Annotated in this window: 11 protein-coding genes; 6 read left to right on the plus strand and 5 right to left on the minus strand. The window is 38.6% G+C overall.

Features of this window, described 5'->3' with window-relative positions:
* Nucleotides 1-48: 48 nt before the first annotated feature.
* From H3Z85_17450 to H3Z85_17460, 3 genes are all read right to left on the minus strand, one after another.
* On the minus strand, nucleotides 49-1,227 hold the full coding sequence (locus H3Z85_17450) for an acyl-CoA dehydrogenase family protein (protein ID QPQ51112.1): 1,179 nt from the start codon (nucleotides 1,225-1,227) through the stop codon (nucleotides 49-51).
* A gap of 128 nt (nucleotides 1,228-1,355) precedes the next feature.
* The gene (locus H3Z85_17455) at nucleotides 1,356-2,144 is read right to left on the minus strand and encodes an NUDIX hydrolase (GenBank protein ID QPQ51113.1); all 789 of its coding nucleotides are present in this window, start codon (nucleotides 2,142-2,144) and stop codon (nucleotides 1,356-1,358) included.
* A 16-nt stretch (nucleotides 2,145-2,160) separates the two neighbouring features.
* Complete coding sequence (locus H3Z85_17460) at nucleotides 2,161-3,354, minus strand: MFS transporter (GenBank protein ID QPQ51114.1); 1,194 nt, start codon at nucleotides 3,352-3,354, stop codon at nucleotides 2,161-2,163.
* Nucleotides 3,355-3,529: 175 nt separating this feature from the next.
* On the opposite strand from H3Z85_17460, the gene H3Z85_17465 reads away from it, so the two are divergent.
* Genes H3Z85_17465 through H3Z85_17485 form a run of 5 tightly spaced genes read left to right on the plus strand, consistent with a single transcriptional unit; the run spans nucleotide 3,530 to nucleotide 11,746 of the window.
* Nucleotides 3,530-6,448 carry a TonB-dependent receptor gene (locus H3Z85_17465; protein ID QPQ51115.1) on the plus strand — a complete coding sequence of 973 codons (2,919 nt, stop codon included), beginning with the start codon at nucleotides 3,530-3,532 and terminating at the stop codon, nucleotides 6,446-6,448.
* Nucleotides 6,449-6,459: 11 nt separating this feature from the next.
* Nucleotides 6,460-8,010 carry a RagB/SusD family nutrient uptake outer membrane protein gene (locus H3Z85_17470; protein ID QPQ51116.1) on the plus strand — a complete coding sequence of 517 codons (1,551 nt, stop codon included), beginning with the start codon at nucleotides 6,460-6,462 and terminating at the stop codon, nucleotides 8,008-8,010.
* Between the two features lie 2 nt (nucleotides 8,011-8,012).
* The gene (locus H3Z85_17475; protein ID QPQ51117.1) at nucleotides 8,013-9,437 is read left to right on the plus strand and encodes a glucosylceramidase; all 1,425 of its coding nucleotides are present in this window, start codon (nucleotides 8,013-8,015) and stop codon (nucleotides 9,435-9,437) included.
* 21 nt (nucleotides 9,438-9,458) lie between these two features.
* A complete protein-coding gene (locus H3Z85_17480; protein QPQ51118.1) occupies nucleotides 9,459-10,268 on the plus strand; it encodes a glycoside hydrolase family 16 protein in 810 nt (269 codons plus the stop codon).
* Between the two features lie 38 nt (nucleotides 10,269-10,306).
* Nucleotides 10,307-11,746 carry a glycoside hydrolase family 30 protein gene (locus H3Z85_17485; GenBank protein ID QPQ51119.1) on the plus strand — a complete coding sequence of 480 codons (1,440 nt, stop codon included), beginning with the start codon at nucleotides 10,307-10,309 and terminating at the stop codon, nucleotides 11,744-11,746.
* A 198-nt stretch (nucleotides 11,747-11,944) separates the two neighbouring features.
* Here H3Z85_17485 and H3Z85_17490 read toward each other — a convergent pair whose 3' ends face one another.
* Nucleotides 11,945-12,757: an SDR family oxidoreductase gene (locus tag H3Z85_17490; protein ID QPQ51120.1), complete on the minus strand. Its 813-nt coding sequence runs from the start codon at nucleotides 12,755-12,757 to the stop codon at nucleotides 11,945-11,947.
* Nucleotides 12,758-12,877: 120 nt separating this feature from the next.
* Nucleotides 12,878-13,177, minus strand: a complete 300-nt coding sequence (locus H3Z85_17495; GenBank protein QPQ51121.1) for a hypothetical protein — start codon at nucleotides 13,175-13,177, stop codon at nucleotides 12,878-12,880.
* A 136-nt stretch (nucleotides 13,178-13,313) separates the two neighbouring features.
* Between H3Z85_17495 and H3Z85_17500 the strand changes: the two genes are divergently transcribed.
* Nucleotides 13,314-13,871: a DNA-3-methyladenine glycosylase I gene (locus H3Z85_17500; GenBank protein ID QPQ51122.1), complete on the plus strand. Its 558-nt coding sequence runs from the start codon at nucleotides 13,314-13,316 to the stop codon at nucleotides 13,869-13,871.
* Nucleotides 13,872-14,006: the final 135 nt, after the last annotated feature.

The raw sequence follows: 14,006 nt of genomic DNA on the forward strand, positions 1-14,006 counted from the left end.
AAGAGTCCGATCACATGACCAGACTCTTTTTATCTATATTAGTTTGAGTTAAAAGGCGTTAATTCCTGTAATATCTAAACCGGTGATTAACAAATGAACGTCATGAGTACCCTCATAAGTAATTACTGACTCCAGATTGGCAGCATGTCTCATCATTGGGAATTCACCCATGATTCCCATACCTCCGAGAATTTGTCTCGACTCGCGTGCAATGTCAATAGCCATTTTCACGTTGTTACGCTTGGCCATAGAAATTTGAGCCGGACTAGCTTTGTGATCATTCTTAAGGTTTCCGAGTTGAAGGCATAGTAACTGAGCTTTGGTAATTTCCGTTAAGAATTCAGCAAGCTTTTTCTGCTGAAGCTGGAAGGATCCGATTGGTTTTCCAAACTGTTTTCTCTCTTTGGAATACTGAACGGCAGTACAATAACAATCGATCGCTGCACCGATCACTCCCCATGAAATTCCATATCTTGCAGAATTCAAACAGGATAAAGGCCCTTTCATTCCTGTAACTCCCGGAAGAAGGTTCTCTTTCGGAACTTTTACATCATTGAATACCAGCTCTCCTGTTTTGGAAGCTCGTAAGCTCCATTTATTGTGAGTCTCCGGAGTGGTAAACCCTTCCATACCTCTTTCAACAATTAATCCCTGCACTTTTCCTTCTTCATTTTTTGCCCATACTACAGCAATATCGCAAAGAGGAGAGTTGGTGATCCACATTTTAGCACCATTCAGAAGATAATGATCTCCCATATCTTTAAAATATGTCTCCATAGAACCAGGATCAGAACCATGGTTGGGCTCAGTTAATCCAAAAGATCCGATCATTTCTCCTGCAGCAAGCTTTGGAAGATATTTCTTTTTCTGTTCTTCAGAACCGAATTCGTTGATCGGGAACATCACCAAAGAGCTCTGTACTGAAGCCGCAGAACGTACTGCAGAATCTCCTCTTTCCAACTCCTGCATAATCAGACCGTAAGAAATCTGGTCTAATCCTGAACCACCATACTCAACAGGGATATAAGGACCTAGTGCCCCGATTTTACCCAATTCTCTCATAAGACCTGGAAGATCCGTATGATTTTGGGCTGCCTGGTCAATCTGCGGCATTACAAAACTTTCAACCCAGTCTCTTACAGATTGGCGGATCAGTTTGTGTTCTTCAGTAAGTAAAGCATCAATTCCGTAATAATCAGGGATGCTTGTAAGAGGATAATATGACATGATTTTTTGATTTTGTTAAAAATAACATTTTTCGTGGTGTTCTGAAAGTTTTTTTGAAAACTTATCTTGCGGTTGGTTTTCAGTGATATAAGGGGTTTTTATTCCTTTTTAGTGTGAAATGCTCACTTTTAAGCCTCCTCATCATTTGATATAGGATACTGATGGGTAGCATTATGAACCTTGCTTTTGAATTTATACAGATAAGGAGCTTTGTTGGCTGAGCCATCATAAAGTTTTTCCAGCCTGTCCAGAATGTTAAGGCTTAAAATCTTCCTCTGAAAGTTGTTTCTTCTGAATTTCTGGCCTAAGATCGTCTCATACAACAACTGAAGATCTTTCATGGTAAATTTTTCTGGCAGTAAATTACTGGCTGCCACTTCAGTATTGATATTCATTCTCAGGTATTCCAGACCTGTTTCTATAATTCTGTCATGATCAAAAGCCATCTTTGGAAGTTTGCTGACTTCAAACCATTCACAGCTTTCATTAAAAGCGTCAGGAAAAGTATTCGCCATCGAAAAATCGATAAGACTGCAATATCCCACCGTTACGAATCTCTGAAAAATCCAGTGATCTTCAGGAACTTCTATTCCTTTGTTTTTCAAAAGGATCTGATGTACATTGTTTTCGGTACGGTCTATTCTTCCAAATGTATGAAATTGCTTTAAAAACAAATCTTTCAGGTGAGTTCTTTCGTATAAAACTCTTTCTGCGGCCTCCCGAAGATCTTCATCGTTGAAAACAAACCCGCCAGGAAGCGACCATAAGTCCAGGTCATGATACTTTAAAAGGAGTACTTTCAAAATATTGTTATGAAACCCGAATATGGTACAGTCTACTGATATGTGGGCAACAAAATCTTTGGTGTCTATCAGTTCCTGAAGTGTTTCTTTACTTTTTGTGTCTTTGATTTTCATGGTTGTAAAAATAAAACTATTTTCTAAATTTTCTTTTTGTGATGCTAAAATATATCAAACTAATCACAAAAAGAAGAATTACAGATGTTAAAATATATAACGGATAAAAATTCAAAAGTTGCTTCCCAAATAATACAGACATGATAATAGAACTTACTGAGCTGCCTAATGATGAAAAAATCACGATAAGCGAAGTAAAAAGGTTAACCTTATCCTTACCAACCTGTGCAATCATTTTTGAATTGATGACAGGGTAGAGCGGAGATAAAAACAGGCCAACTACCGGAAACAAAAAAAGGATTAATCCTGAATCTTCAGCCCCGAAATACTGTATCCCCAAAATAACACCCAATACAAAGATGATGAAAACCATACACGAAATATAATAACCTTGTAAAGGAAATCTACGGATAATATTAGCAGTGAAGGTTCTTCCTGCATAAGAAAATATAGCAAGAAACGATGTGGCCTGAAGAGCAAAGAATGAATTGACTTTCAAATGGTTTTTATAAAAAGACGGCAGCCAGGAATTAAATCCCTGTTCCACAAAAACAATACAAAAGATGACAGCCAGAAACAGTACAACTCCGGGAGTCATAAAGCCTGATAATTCAGAAAATATAGTTTTATTTTCCAGAGGTTGCGACTCAGAAATTTCAGATTTTGACAAAAGAAATATGGTAACCGCAGACACAACAGCAATCATCAAAAAACCAAATTTCCAGCATTCAGAATACCGACTGGAAATCAGCCAGCCAAATCCTGTGTTCACCACAAAAATTCCGATCATAAATGAAGCCTCCACACTGCTCATCGTTTTGGCCAGCGCTTTTTCATCCGAAATATTATTCCTGATAATCCCGAAGACACAAATTTTACCAATGGCAAAACAGGCTCCTATAATGGCAAACCAAACCTTATAAAACCAAAAATGAGCAATAAAAGGCAGTAGACAGCAACAAAATCCAACGATCGTCAAGGCCAGAATCAATGCTTTCTTAGTTCCGGTCTTATTGATGAAACTTACTGCAAAAAGAGAGATAAAGGCAATGGGCAAATCTTTAAATGATTCCAGCAATCCCAGTTCGGTATAGGTTATTTTAGCTTCTGAAAGCTGCAGAATAATAAGTCCCATACAATTTAAAACCATTGAAAAAATCAGAAAAGTGAGTTTAAGGGGAAGTGAAATACGGGAAAGCTTGGCGGTCATTTTGGGGATGTATTTTTTTAGTTTTTTCTGATTTTTTATGAAATATTAATGCGAAGATAGGGCTTCTAACCCTTAAAAATAAAAGAAAAATTAAAATATTTGTGAATGTAATGTTAATTATATGAAAAAAATATATTTTTATTGTCTCATTTTGAGAATTAAACAATAACTGTATATGAATGTAAGAATATCAAGAAGCTTAGGATTGGTGGCTGTCCTCTATTTTACGGCCAACTTCAGTGCCCAGACCAAGGTGAAGGACACGCTTTCTAAAGAGAATAAAATAGACGAGATTGTAGTGATCGGGTATGGTACTCAGAAGAAGAGTAACGTCACCGGAGCTATAGCAAGTATTAAGGCCAGTGACATCGAAAACATTCCGGCCGGTAAACCGGAGCAGGTATTGCAGGGTAGAGCTGCAGGGGTTTCTGTAGTGACGAATTCCGGGCAGCCGGGAGCGCCGGCAACAGTGCGTGTGAGAGGTATTACCAGTTTCGGGGCAGGAAGTAACAGCCCTCTGTGGGTGGTCGATGGTATTGTGGTAGACAATATCGGCTGGCTTAATCAGTCGGATATTGAAAGTATCGAAGTCCTGAAGGACGGAGCTTCATCAGCAATTTATGGAGTTTCTGCGGCAAAAGGAGTAATTCTTGTGACAACCAAAAAAGGGAAAAAAGGTAAGCTGAGTCTTTCTTATAATGGTTTTTTCGGAGTTTCAAATACGGCTAAAAAACTGGATCTTCTGAATGCTTCCCAATATGCACAGATCATCAATGAGGGTTTGGTAAATGACGGAGGTGCACCGAGATTTTCAAACCCGCAATCATTGGGACAAGGGACCAACTGGCAGGATACCATTTTCGGAACAGGGGAAAAATCTTCCCATGAAGTAAGTATTACAGGTGGGAATGATAAGTCAAGTTACTACACATCCTTCGGATATTTTGATCAGAAAGGTATTGTAATGAGCGACATTTCCTATTACAAAAGGATCAATGCCAGATTCAATTCCAGCCATAAAGTAACAGATTATTTGACCATAGGACAGACATTTGCCTATACGCATACCAAGTCTCAGGGAATCAGTGCTAACGAAGAGTTTGGAGGCCCTTTAGCTTCTGCAGTGAATCTGGATCCCACAACTCCGGTGGTGGTAACAGACTGGTCTGCAGTAGATCCAAGCGGTTATACCAATCCTTATATCATTCGTGACCCCAATGGTAATCCTTATGGAATTTCCCGTTATGTGAATAACGAAATGACGAATCCAAAGGCTTTCCGCCACATCCAGCAGGGAAATTACAGCTGGTCTGATGATTTTGTAGGGAATGTTTTTGCGGAACTTAAGTTTCTTAAAAACTTTACCTTTAAATCAAGCCTGAATGGTAAAAAATCATATTGGGGAAGCCGGGCTTTTACTCCGAAATATTATTTAAGTCCCAATTACAACAATACAAGCTTCAACAGCCTGAATAAAGTGGATGAAAATAAATTCGAGTGGAGTATGGAAAATACGTTGACCTATCAGAATAAAATCGGAGACCACAACTTCAGTATATTGGTAGGACAGGGAGTTTATCGGTACAATATTGCAGGAGGTACAAGCCTGACATATACCAATTTACCTGTTGACCGTTGGCAGGATGCCTCTTTCAATTTTACGATTCCCCAGGATGATATTACGGCAACAGGGTGGGACGGAATTCAGACCCGTAAAGCATCTTATTTTGGGAGGATTATTTATGATTATGCCGATAAATATTTATTTACAGGTACCATTCGTAGAGACGGATCATCAAAATTTGCTACCAATAAGCACTGGGGAACATTCCCTTCTTTATCGTTAGGGTGGAATGTCCATAAAGAGAACTTCTGGCCGGAAAATAAAGTCATTAATAATTTGAAACTGAGAGGTGGTTACGGAGTATTAGGAAATGACGAAATGTCCAACTTTCAATATGCCAGTTTCATGGTTTCAGGAAGCAATTATACCAATTCCGGAAATAATATTATTATCGGATATGCGCCGAGTACAATGGAAAATCCTAACCTTAAATGGGAACAGACCAGCCAGCTGAATATTGCAGCAGATTTAAAGTTATTCAACAATTTTACGTTAACGGCAGACTGGTATAAAAAGAAAACGGTTGATATTCTCAGAAGAGTAAATATCCCGGGTTATGTAGGAGTACCTGAATTACCTTGGGCAAATGTCGGTGATATGGAAAATACAGGGTTAGAGCTTGAACTGGGCTTTAAGAAGAACTGGAATGATTTCGGAATATCAGTGAACGGAAATTTTGCAACAATTAAAAACAAAGTTTTACGATTAGAAGATGATATCGACTACTTTAATCTTGCTTCCTTTCAAACGATGGGAGCTGTATCCAGAGTAGCTGTAGGGCAACCTTACGGATCATTCTACGGACAAACCTATAGCGGTGTTTTCCAGAACCAGGCGCAAATCGATGCTTATGTTAACTCAAACGGGACCAAATTATTACCGAATGCAAAGCCGGGAGATTTTATCTGGCAGGACAACAACGGAGACGGTAAAATTGATGAAGAGGATAAAGTAAATCTGGGAAGCTCTATTCCGAAATATACTTTCGGTCTTACCATCAATTTGAATTATAAAAACTTTGATTTCATGATGTTTGCCCAGGGGCAGGCCGGAAACAAAATTTTCCAGGGCTTAAGACGATTGGATTTACCGGATGCCAATTACCAGACAAAAATTTTGGATCGCTGGACGGGAGAAGGTTCCACCAACGATAATCCGAGAATTACCCGTAATGATCCCAACCATAATTACTCATGGATGTCGAGCTACTACCTTCAAAAAGGGGATTATGTTCGTCTGAAGATTATTCAGCTGGGATATACGCTTCCACATGATGTGACGAGCCGCTTTGGAATGAATAAAGTAAGACTTTTTGTAACCGGAGAAAATATATTGACCTTCACAAAATATACAGGTTATGATCCTGAAATTGCGGGAAGAAATAATTCTGAGCAGGATATCATTGGTGTAGACAGAGCTTACTATCCGCAAGCCAGAACATTTATGATAGGGGCAAATATTCAATTTTAATACCTAATTACATGAAAAATAAGAATTTTATATATAAAGGACTGGCTATTACTTTTTTAACAGGTTTAAGCTTTAGTAATATCGCCTGCAGTGATTCATACCTGGATGATGTACAGAATTCAGGAGCTTTTAATACTGATTTGTACTTTCAGAATGAGCAGCAATCTTTTAGTGCACTGGTTTCCGTGTATGATATTTTGAGAAAATATTCAGGAGGATTTGAGAACACCGTTACTTTTTTTAATGCAGGGTCCGATGATTTTTATTCCGGTGGGGGAAGTTCCAGTGATGGAGCCGGTATTCAGGGAATAAATAATTATATGATCAACCCCAATACCATGCCTGCGAGTTACTGGAAAGATTTTTATCAGGGAGTAGCACGTGCTAATCTTTTAATAGAAAGAGTCCCGGGCGCTTCTATGAGCGATGATCTTAAAAAGAGATATATTGCCGAGGCGAAAGTTCTCCGGTCTTTATACTATTTCGAATTGGTAAGAATGTTTGGTAATATCCCGATAATTCTAAAGACATTGAAGTTCAACGATGATTACTGGCATATTCCGCAGGCCAAACCAAGTGACGTGTATGCACAGATAGAAAACGATATCAACGCAGCTATTCCGGACCTGATGATGACGGCCAGTGGTAATGATAAAGGTAGAATCACCCAAGGAACAGCAAGAGCCATATTAGGGAAAATATATCTTTATGATAAAAAGATGCCTGAAGCCGCAGCCCAGTTCGCAGAAGTGAATGGCACACCCGGCGGAACCAGCCAGTACGGATATAAACTGGTGGCCAACTATGCAGACCTGTTTAAAGTAGGGCCGGAAACCTCCGATCCTTATAAATTTTCAACAGAATCTATTCTTGAAGTAATGCATACCAACAAAGGAAACTCAGATTGGGGGTTCTGGGGACAGGGTAAAGATGAAGGTAATTCTATCAATGTAATGGTATGCCCGCGTTCTTATTCTTTAAAAAATATTCCAAATAATGATGCTCCGGATATCTTTTCAGGATGGGCCTTCAACACGGTGACGGATGATTACGTTACCTTTATGCAGGGAGATCCAAGGTTAAATGTAACAGTTTTCAATGCTAAACAATTGGTTGCTGACGGGAAAGCTTCTTACAGCCCGGCCTTTGCAGATACCGGTTATTTTCTGAATAAATATTTACCTACCAATGCATTAAAAAGCTCACTTCCCGGACCGGCAGAACTTAACTTCAGACAAAACTACATTGCGATACGTTTAGCCGATACTTATCTGATGGAAGCAGAAGCATTGGGAGCCGCCGGAGGAAGAGCTCAGGCTTTGCTGGATGCAGTAAGAGCCAGAGTAGGTCTTGCCTCAGTACCTGTTTCACTACAGGCTATTAAAGATGAAAGGCGAAGAGAACTTGCAGGGGAAGGACACCGCTGGTTCGACCTTGTACGATGGGGAGATGCACCTTCCAAACTGGCCTTTAAAGGATTTAAAAGTGGCAAAAACGAAATTTTACCGATTCCGTTTAATGAATTGCCGAATACCTCTTTAAAACAAAATCCTGGCTACTAACCATGAAGTTTCACAACTTATATAGTTTCTTTAAAGGTACTGCACTGCTTTGCGGTGTGGTACTTTTTCCTTTATCGTGTACTTCCTTGGCTCATAACAAAGGAAATGAAATTCAGTATTGGCTTACAAAAGGAGATGAAAGCGTAAAATTGCAGCGACAGACTCCCATCAGATTTGGAAATACATCCGATACCTTTCAGAATATTGAAATTGATGCAGATCAGAAGTTTCAATATATTGATGGCTTCGGATATACATTGACAGGTGGAAGTGTGGACGTGATCAATCGCCTGTCTCCTGCTAAAAGGAAAGCTTTGCTTAACGAACTTTTCGGGAAAGATGAAAATTCAATTTCAGTCAGCTATTTGCGGTTGAGCATAGGCGCTTCAGATCTTGACAGTGAAGTATTTTCATATGATGACCTGCCTTCAGGGCAGATTGATGTGGAGCTTTCAAAATTCAGCCTTACCAGGGATAAAAATCTGATGGCGATGCTGAAAGAAATTTTAACCATTAACCCCGATATTAAAATCATTGCTGCACCGTGGTCGCCACCGGTCTGGATGAAAGATAACGGAAAAACAAAAGGAGGAAGTCTGAAACCCGAATTTTACAGAGCATATGCCAATTACTTTGTGAAATATATTCAGGAAATGAAAAAAGGAGGGATAAAGATTGATGCCATCACTCCTCAGAACGAACCTTTGCATCCCGGAAATAATCCGAGCTTATATATGCCGTCTGCCCAACAGGGAGATTTTATTAAAAATCATTTAGGACCGGTTTTTAAAACAAACGGGATCACTACAAAAATTGTAATCTACGATCACAATTGTAACAAACCGGAATATACTATTGATATGTTAAAAGATCCGGAGGCGTACCAATATATCGATGGATCAGCTTTTCATCTTTACGAAGGGGAAATTTCTGCATTAACAACAGTTCACAATGCTTTTCCTGATAAAAATCTGTACTTTACCGAACAATGGACAGGTTCCAAAGGAAATTTTAACGATGACCTCAACTGGCATACTAAAAACGTCATCATCGGTTCTATGAGAAACTGGAGCAAAACCGCCCTGGAATGGAACCTTGCCAATGATCCTCAATATGGCCCCCACACCGAGGGTGGCTGTACAGAATGTAAGGGCGCAATCACGGTCTCCGATAGTGAAAATTTTACAAGAAATGTTGCCTATTATATTATTGCTCATGCCTCTAAATTTGTTCCTCCCGGCTCCAGGAGAATTGCTTCTTCACAGACAAAAAATCTTTCAACGGCTGCTTTTATGACTCAATCTGGGAAAATAGTGGTCATTGTTCAGAATGAGGCCGAGGATGATGAGCATTTTAATATTAAATTTGCCGGGAAATACGCAGCTGTAACAATTTCAGGAAAATCGACGGCAACTTATATTTTTTAATCAAACAGAAATTAACATCGCATGAAATTCAGACCCGACACTATCATTCAGCTTTTTGCAGCCTCAATAGTACTGTTATCGTTTACCGATTGTACATCAGCTAAAGTTGATTCCGGCAGAAAACTGATCTGGAGTGATGAGTTTAACGGAAAAGGACTGCCTGATTCGTCAAAATGGAATTATGATGTCGGAGGAGGAGGTTTTGGAAATGAAGAAGCCCAGTTTTATACCAAAAACAGACCCGAAAATGCCAGAATGGAGAAAGGGAATCTGGTGATTGAAGCCAGAAAAGAAAATTGGGAGCATAATAAATACACTTCTGCAAGGCTTTTAACCAAAGGAAAATTCTCTTTTCAGTACGGAACTGTTGAGGTCCGGGCAAAGTTGCCAAAAGGTCGCGGAACCTGGCCGGCGATATGGATGATGAGTGAAAATATGAAGAAATGGCCGGATGACGGTGAGCTTGATATTATGGAACATGTGGGTTATCATCCGGGGTATATCCATGCATCGGTTCATACCAAAAAATATAACCATATTCAGGGAACCCAGAAAACAGACACCCTTTTTGTAAAAGATGCCAGCGAAAAGTTCCATGTATACAAAGCTTCATGGACACCTGAGAAAATTGATGTCTATATTGATGATAAAAAATTTTTCACTTATGAAAATAAAGAAAAAACCGGCGAATCATGGCCGTTTGACCGGCCGTATTTTATCATCTTAAACCTTGCTGTCGGCGGCTTCTGGGGCGGAAAAGAAGGGATAGACGAAACTATCTTTCCACAAAAGTATTATATAGACTACGTAAGGGTCTATCAAAATAAATAATGAAAAAGGAGACAAGCTTGTCCAAAAATAAAAAAATCATGAGAAAACTAATTGTAAGTTGTTTTGTAGTAGGTATTGTTTTCAATGCCAATGCTCAGAATTATTGGAAGAAAAATGCAGGAAAAACAGCTAAAGTAATCCTTACCAATTCCAAGGCAAATGAGAAAATGGCGGATAAGGGTATAGTGAAATTTGAACCATTCGGGCAGCCTAAAGAAACAGAGGCCTGCATTTTTGTAGCACCCAAATTTAAATATCAAAAGTTAATCGGAGTCGGGGGAGCTATTACAGATGCTTCAGCCGAAACTTTTTACAAAATGCCCAAGAATAAACAAAAAGAAATTCTGGATGCTTATTATGGGAAAAACGGTCTGGGCTACACTGTTGTTCGTACCAATATGAATTCCTGCGACTTTTCCAGTGACTCTTATACCTATGTAGAAGACAATGATACTTCTCTGAAGTCTTTTAACCTTGCGCACGATGAAAAGTATAAAATACCGATGATCAAGGAAGCTCAGAAAGCCATCGGTAATAATTTTACCTTTTATTTTTCGCCCTGGAGCCCTCCGGCCTGGATGAAGTCGAATAAAAGTCTCTATAAAGGAGGAAGACTGGAAAACCAATATTACCAGACCTGGGCGGATTATTATATTAAATTCATTAAAGAATATGAAAAAAGAGGGATTAATATCTGGGGATTAACGGTTCAAAATGAACCCATGGCCACCCAAAGCTGGGAGTCCTGTATCTATACAGCAGAAGAAGAGGGTGATTTCCTGAAAAACAATCTCGGACCAACGCTTTGGAAAAATGGATATAAAGATAAAAAAGTGATGATCTGGGATCACAACAGAGATTTAATCTATCAAAGAGCAACAACAACCTTAAGCGATCCTGAAACATCAAAATATGCCCATGGAATAGGATACCACTGGTACGAAACCTGGAACAACAAAACTCAGCTTTTTGATAATCTGGCGGAAACGCACAGAGCTTTCCCGGACAAGTTTCTGGCTTTTACAGAAGGCTGCAAGGAACAGTTTACTATGGATAAAATTGAGGATGTAAGCCTTGGTGAGCTGTACGGAAAAAATATGCTGAACGATTTCAACAAAGGAAATGCCATGTGGACCGACTGGAATATCCTGTTAGATGAAACAGGAGGCCCTAATCATAAAGGAAACTTTTGTTTTGCCCCGATCATTGCCAATACCAAAACAGGAGAAGTATTGTATACCTACGAGTACTATTATATCGGGCATGTCTCAAAATACATCAGGCCGAATGCTCAGAGGGTAGGAAGCTCTTCCAACAGAGCAGCACTTACCTCAAGTGCATTTATGAATGAAAACGGACAACTGGTCACCGTGATCATGAATGATTCAGACAACGATATAGAAACCAATCTCTGGATCGAAGGAATGGCTGCCAGATTAAAGGCACCTGCCCATTCTATTCAGACTGTAGTTTTATAATCTCATATTAATATTATTTTGTAGAAGAATCGGCGGCCTCTTCGAGGCCGCCGATTTGATTATTTTATTGTTGATTTTCATATGAATCATAGTCATACTGATTACCCAACCCCAAAAAAGAAACCCATGAAATTATAATCTCATGGGTTTTTATATATTCTAAAAACGAATTATCGTATCGTCAGATTTGAGAACAGATTAGTTTTCAGCATCATATTTACTGATTACTTTCTGAGTAACTCCTGAGCTGCTGAAACCTCCGTCATGGAAAAGGTTCTGCATGGTTACTTTTTTCGTAAGATCAGAGAATAAAGTGACACAGTAATCTGCACATTCAAGGGCAGTAGCATTTCCTAGTGGAGACATATCTTCCGCATATCCTAAGAATCCTCCGAAACCTTTCACACCGCTACCTGCAGTAGTCATTGTAGGTGACTGAGAAACTGTATTTACACGTACCTTTCTTTCTCCCCAATAATTTCCGAAAGTTCTCGCAATACTTTCCAGATAAGCTTTGTTGTCAGACATATCATTATAATCAGGGAATGTTCTCTGAGCTGCAATATACGTAAGAGCCAAGATGCTTCCCCACTCATTCATACAGTCTTTTTCCCAGGCAACACGCATTACTTTATGGAAAGAAACTGCTGAGATATCCCAACCTTTTTCCAACCAGTCGTAGTTCATTTCCGTATAGTGTTTTCCTTTTCTTACATTGATAGACATTCCGATAGAATGAAGGATAAAGTCAATTTTACCGAATTTTGCAACAGCAGCATCAAAAAGTTTTTCAAGATCTTCGATAGAAGTAGCATCAGCACCTATCACTTCAGAGCCTGTTTTTTCAGCTAAACCATTAAGTTCTCCCATTCTCAAAGCAATAGGAGCATTGGATAAGATGAATTCTGCACCTTCCTCATGGCATCTTTCAGCAACTTTCCATGCGATAGATTGTTCATTAAGGGCTCCAAAAATAATTCCCTTTTTGCCTTTAAGTAAACCGTATGACATAATTTTTTAATGTTTATTATAGTACAAATGTAGCAATAATTGTGGTTATGACATAATAAAAATGGAGCCTTATCAATTATAAGACTCCATTTTCTTGAAAATATTTATATGACTGAATTTTTAATTGGTTTTCTTGTTCCATTCTGCTTTCACATCCTCTGCTGCGTCTTTAGTTTTTTCCCAGGCTTCATCCGCTTTATCTTTGATGTCTTCCCAGGCGTCGGATACATTAGCTTTTACCCTGTCTAGCCAGTCTTCTTGATTAGCTTCCTGATCATTATCCCTCTTTTCATTAATATAATCTTTGGCTCTGTCTGCCAATTCATTGATTTTCCATTTTGCTTTATCTGCAGCATTTTGTAAAGAATTTTCTGCGTTTTTTACTGCATTTTCGGCTTTATTATAATCTGAATTGTTCATAATACTATAAATTTGGTTTGGTGCTAATGATTAAACAATAACCATTCCTAAAATTCAATCATTTTGTTAAACTTTTCACAATATTTTGTTATAACTTTCTAAATCAATGCTTCATTTATTATAACAATTAATATTTATGGAAAAAAAACGTTGTGGATGGTGCGAAAAAGATGATCTGTACAGAAAATATCATGATGAAGAGTGGGGTACGCCTGTATATAATGACCGTATTTTGTTCGAATTTCTGATTCTTGAAAGCTTTCAGGCGGGACTAAGCTGGTATACAATTCTGTCTAAAAGAGATAATTTCAGGAAAGCATTTGACCATTTTGATTATAAAAAAATTGCTGTCTACGATAGTCAAAAAATAGAAGAACTGATGAATGATGCCGGAATCATCAGAAACCGGCTGAAAATATTGTCCGCCGTTACCAACGCCCAGAAGTTTATGGAAGTGCAGAAAGAATTCGGAAGCTTTTCAGAATACATCTGGGGTTTCGTGAACGGAAAACCTTTAGACCAAAAGCCAAAAACTCTGTCTGATATTCCTGCTACCACTGATTTATCTGATTTTATTGCCAAGGATCTGAAAAAGAGAGGATTCAAATTTATGGGATCAACCGTTGTATATGCTCATATGCAGGCTACGGGTATGATCAACGATCATATTGAAAGTTGTTTCAAGAGATTGTGATAAATTTTATTTTGTTTAAATTTATGTGTGGTTTTTTATTAATGATATAATTGTGTTTTTTTAACTGATAACAACGTGTCTATGGTGTGTATGATGTGGATGTATTGTAAGTGGTTGATATTTAATTATTTTTCA

It is taken from the genome of Chryseobacterium indologenes, assembly GCA_016025055.1.
GTDB classification, from domain to species: Bacteria; Bacteroidota; Bacteroidia; order Flavobacteriales; family Weeksellaceae; genus Chryseobacterium; species Chryseobacterium indologenes.

Bases quoted from the DNA above. Each gene is read 5' to 3' on its own strand.
- H3Z85_17495 (QPQ51121.1), bottom strand. From the start codon at position 13,177: ATGAACAATTCAGATTATAATAAAGCCGAAAATGCAGTAAAAAACGCA.
- H3Z85_17485 (QPQ51119.1), top strand. From the start codon at position 10,307: ATGAGAAAACTAATTGTAAGTTGTTTTGTAGTAGGTATTGTTTTCAAT.
- H3Z85_17475 (QPQ51117.1), top strand. From the start codon at position 8,013: ATGAAGTTTCACAACTTATATAGTTTCTTTAAAGGTACTGCACTGCTT.
- H3Z85_17490 (QPQ51120.1), bottom strand. From the start codon at position 12,757: ATGTCATACGGTTTACTTAAAGGCAAAAAGGGAATTATTTTTGGAGCC.
- H3Z85_17470 (QPQ51116.1), top strand. From the start codon at position 6,460: ATGAAAAATAAGAATTTTATATATAAAGGACTGGCTATTACTTTTTTA.
- H3Z85_17500 (QPQ51122.1), top strand. From the start codon at position 13,314: ATGGAAAAAAAACGTTGTGGATGGTGCGAAAAAGATGATCTGTACAGA.
- H3Z85_17465 (QPQ51115.1), top strand. From the start codon at position 3,530: ATGAATGTAAGAATATCAAGAAGCTTAGGATTGGTGGCTGTCCTCTAT.
- H3Z85_17480 (QPQ51118.1), top strand. From the start codon at position 9,459: ATGAAATTCAGACCCGACACTATCATTCAGCTTTTTGCAGCCTCAATA.
- H3Z85_17455 (QPQ51113.1), bottom strand. From the start codon at position 2,144: ATGAAAATCAAAGACACAAAAAGTAAAGAAACACTTCAGGAACTGATA.
- H3Z85_17450 (QPQ51112.1), bottom strand. From the start codon at position 1,227: ATGTCATATTATCCTCTTACAAGCATCCCTGATTATTACGGAATTGAT.
- H3Z85_17460 (QPQ51114.1), bottom strand. From the start codon at position 3,354: ATGACCGCCAAGCTTTCCCGTATTTCACTTCCCCTTAAACTCACTTTT.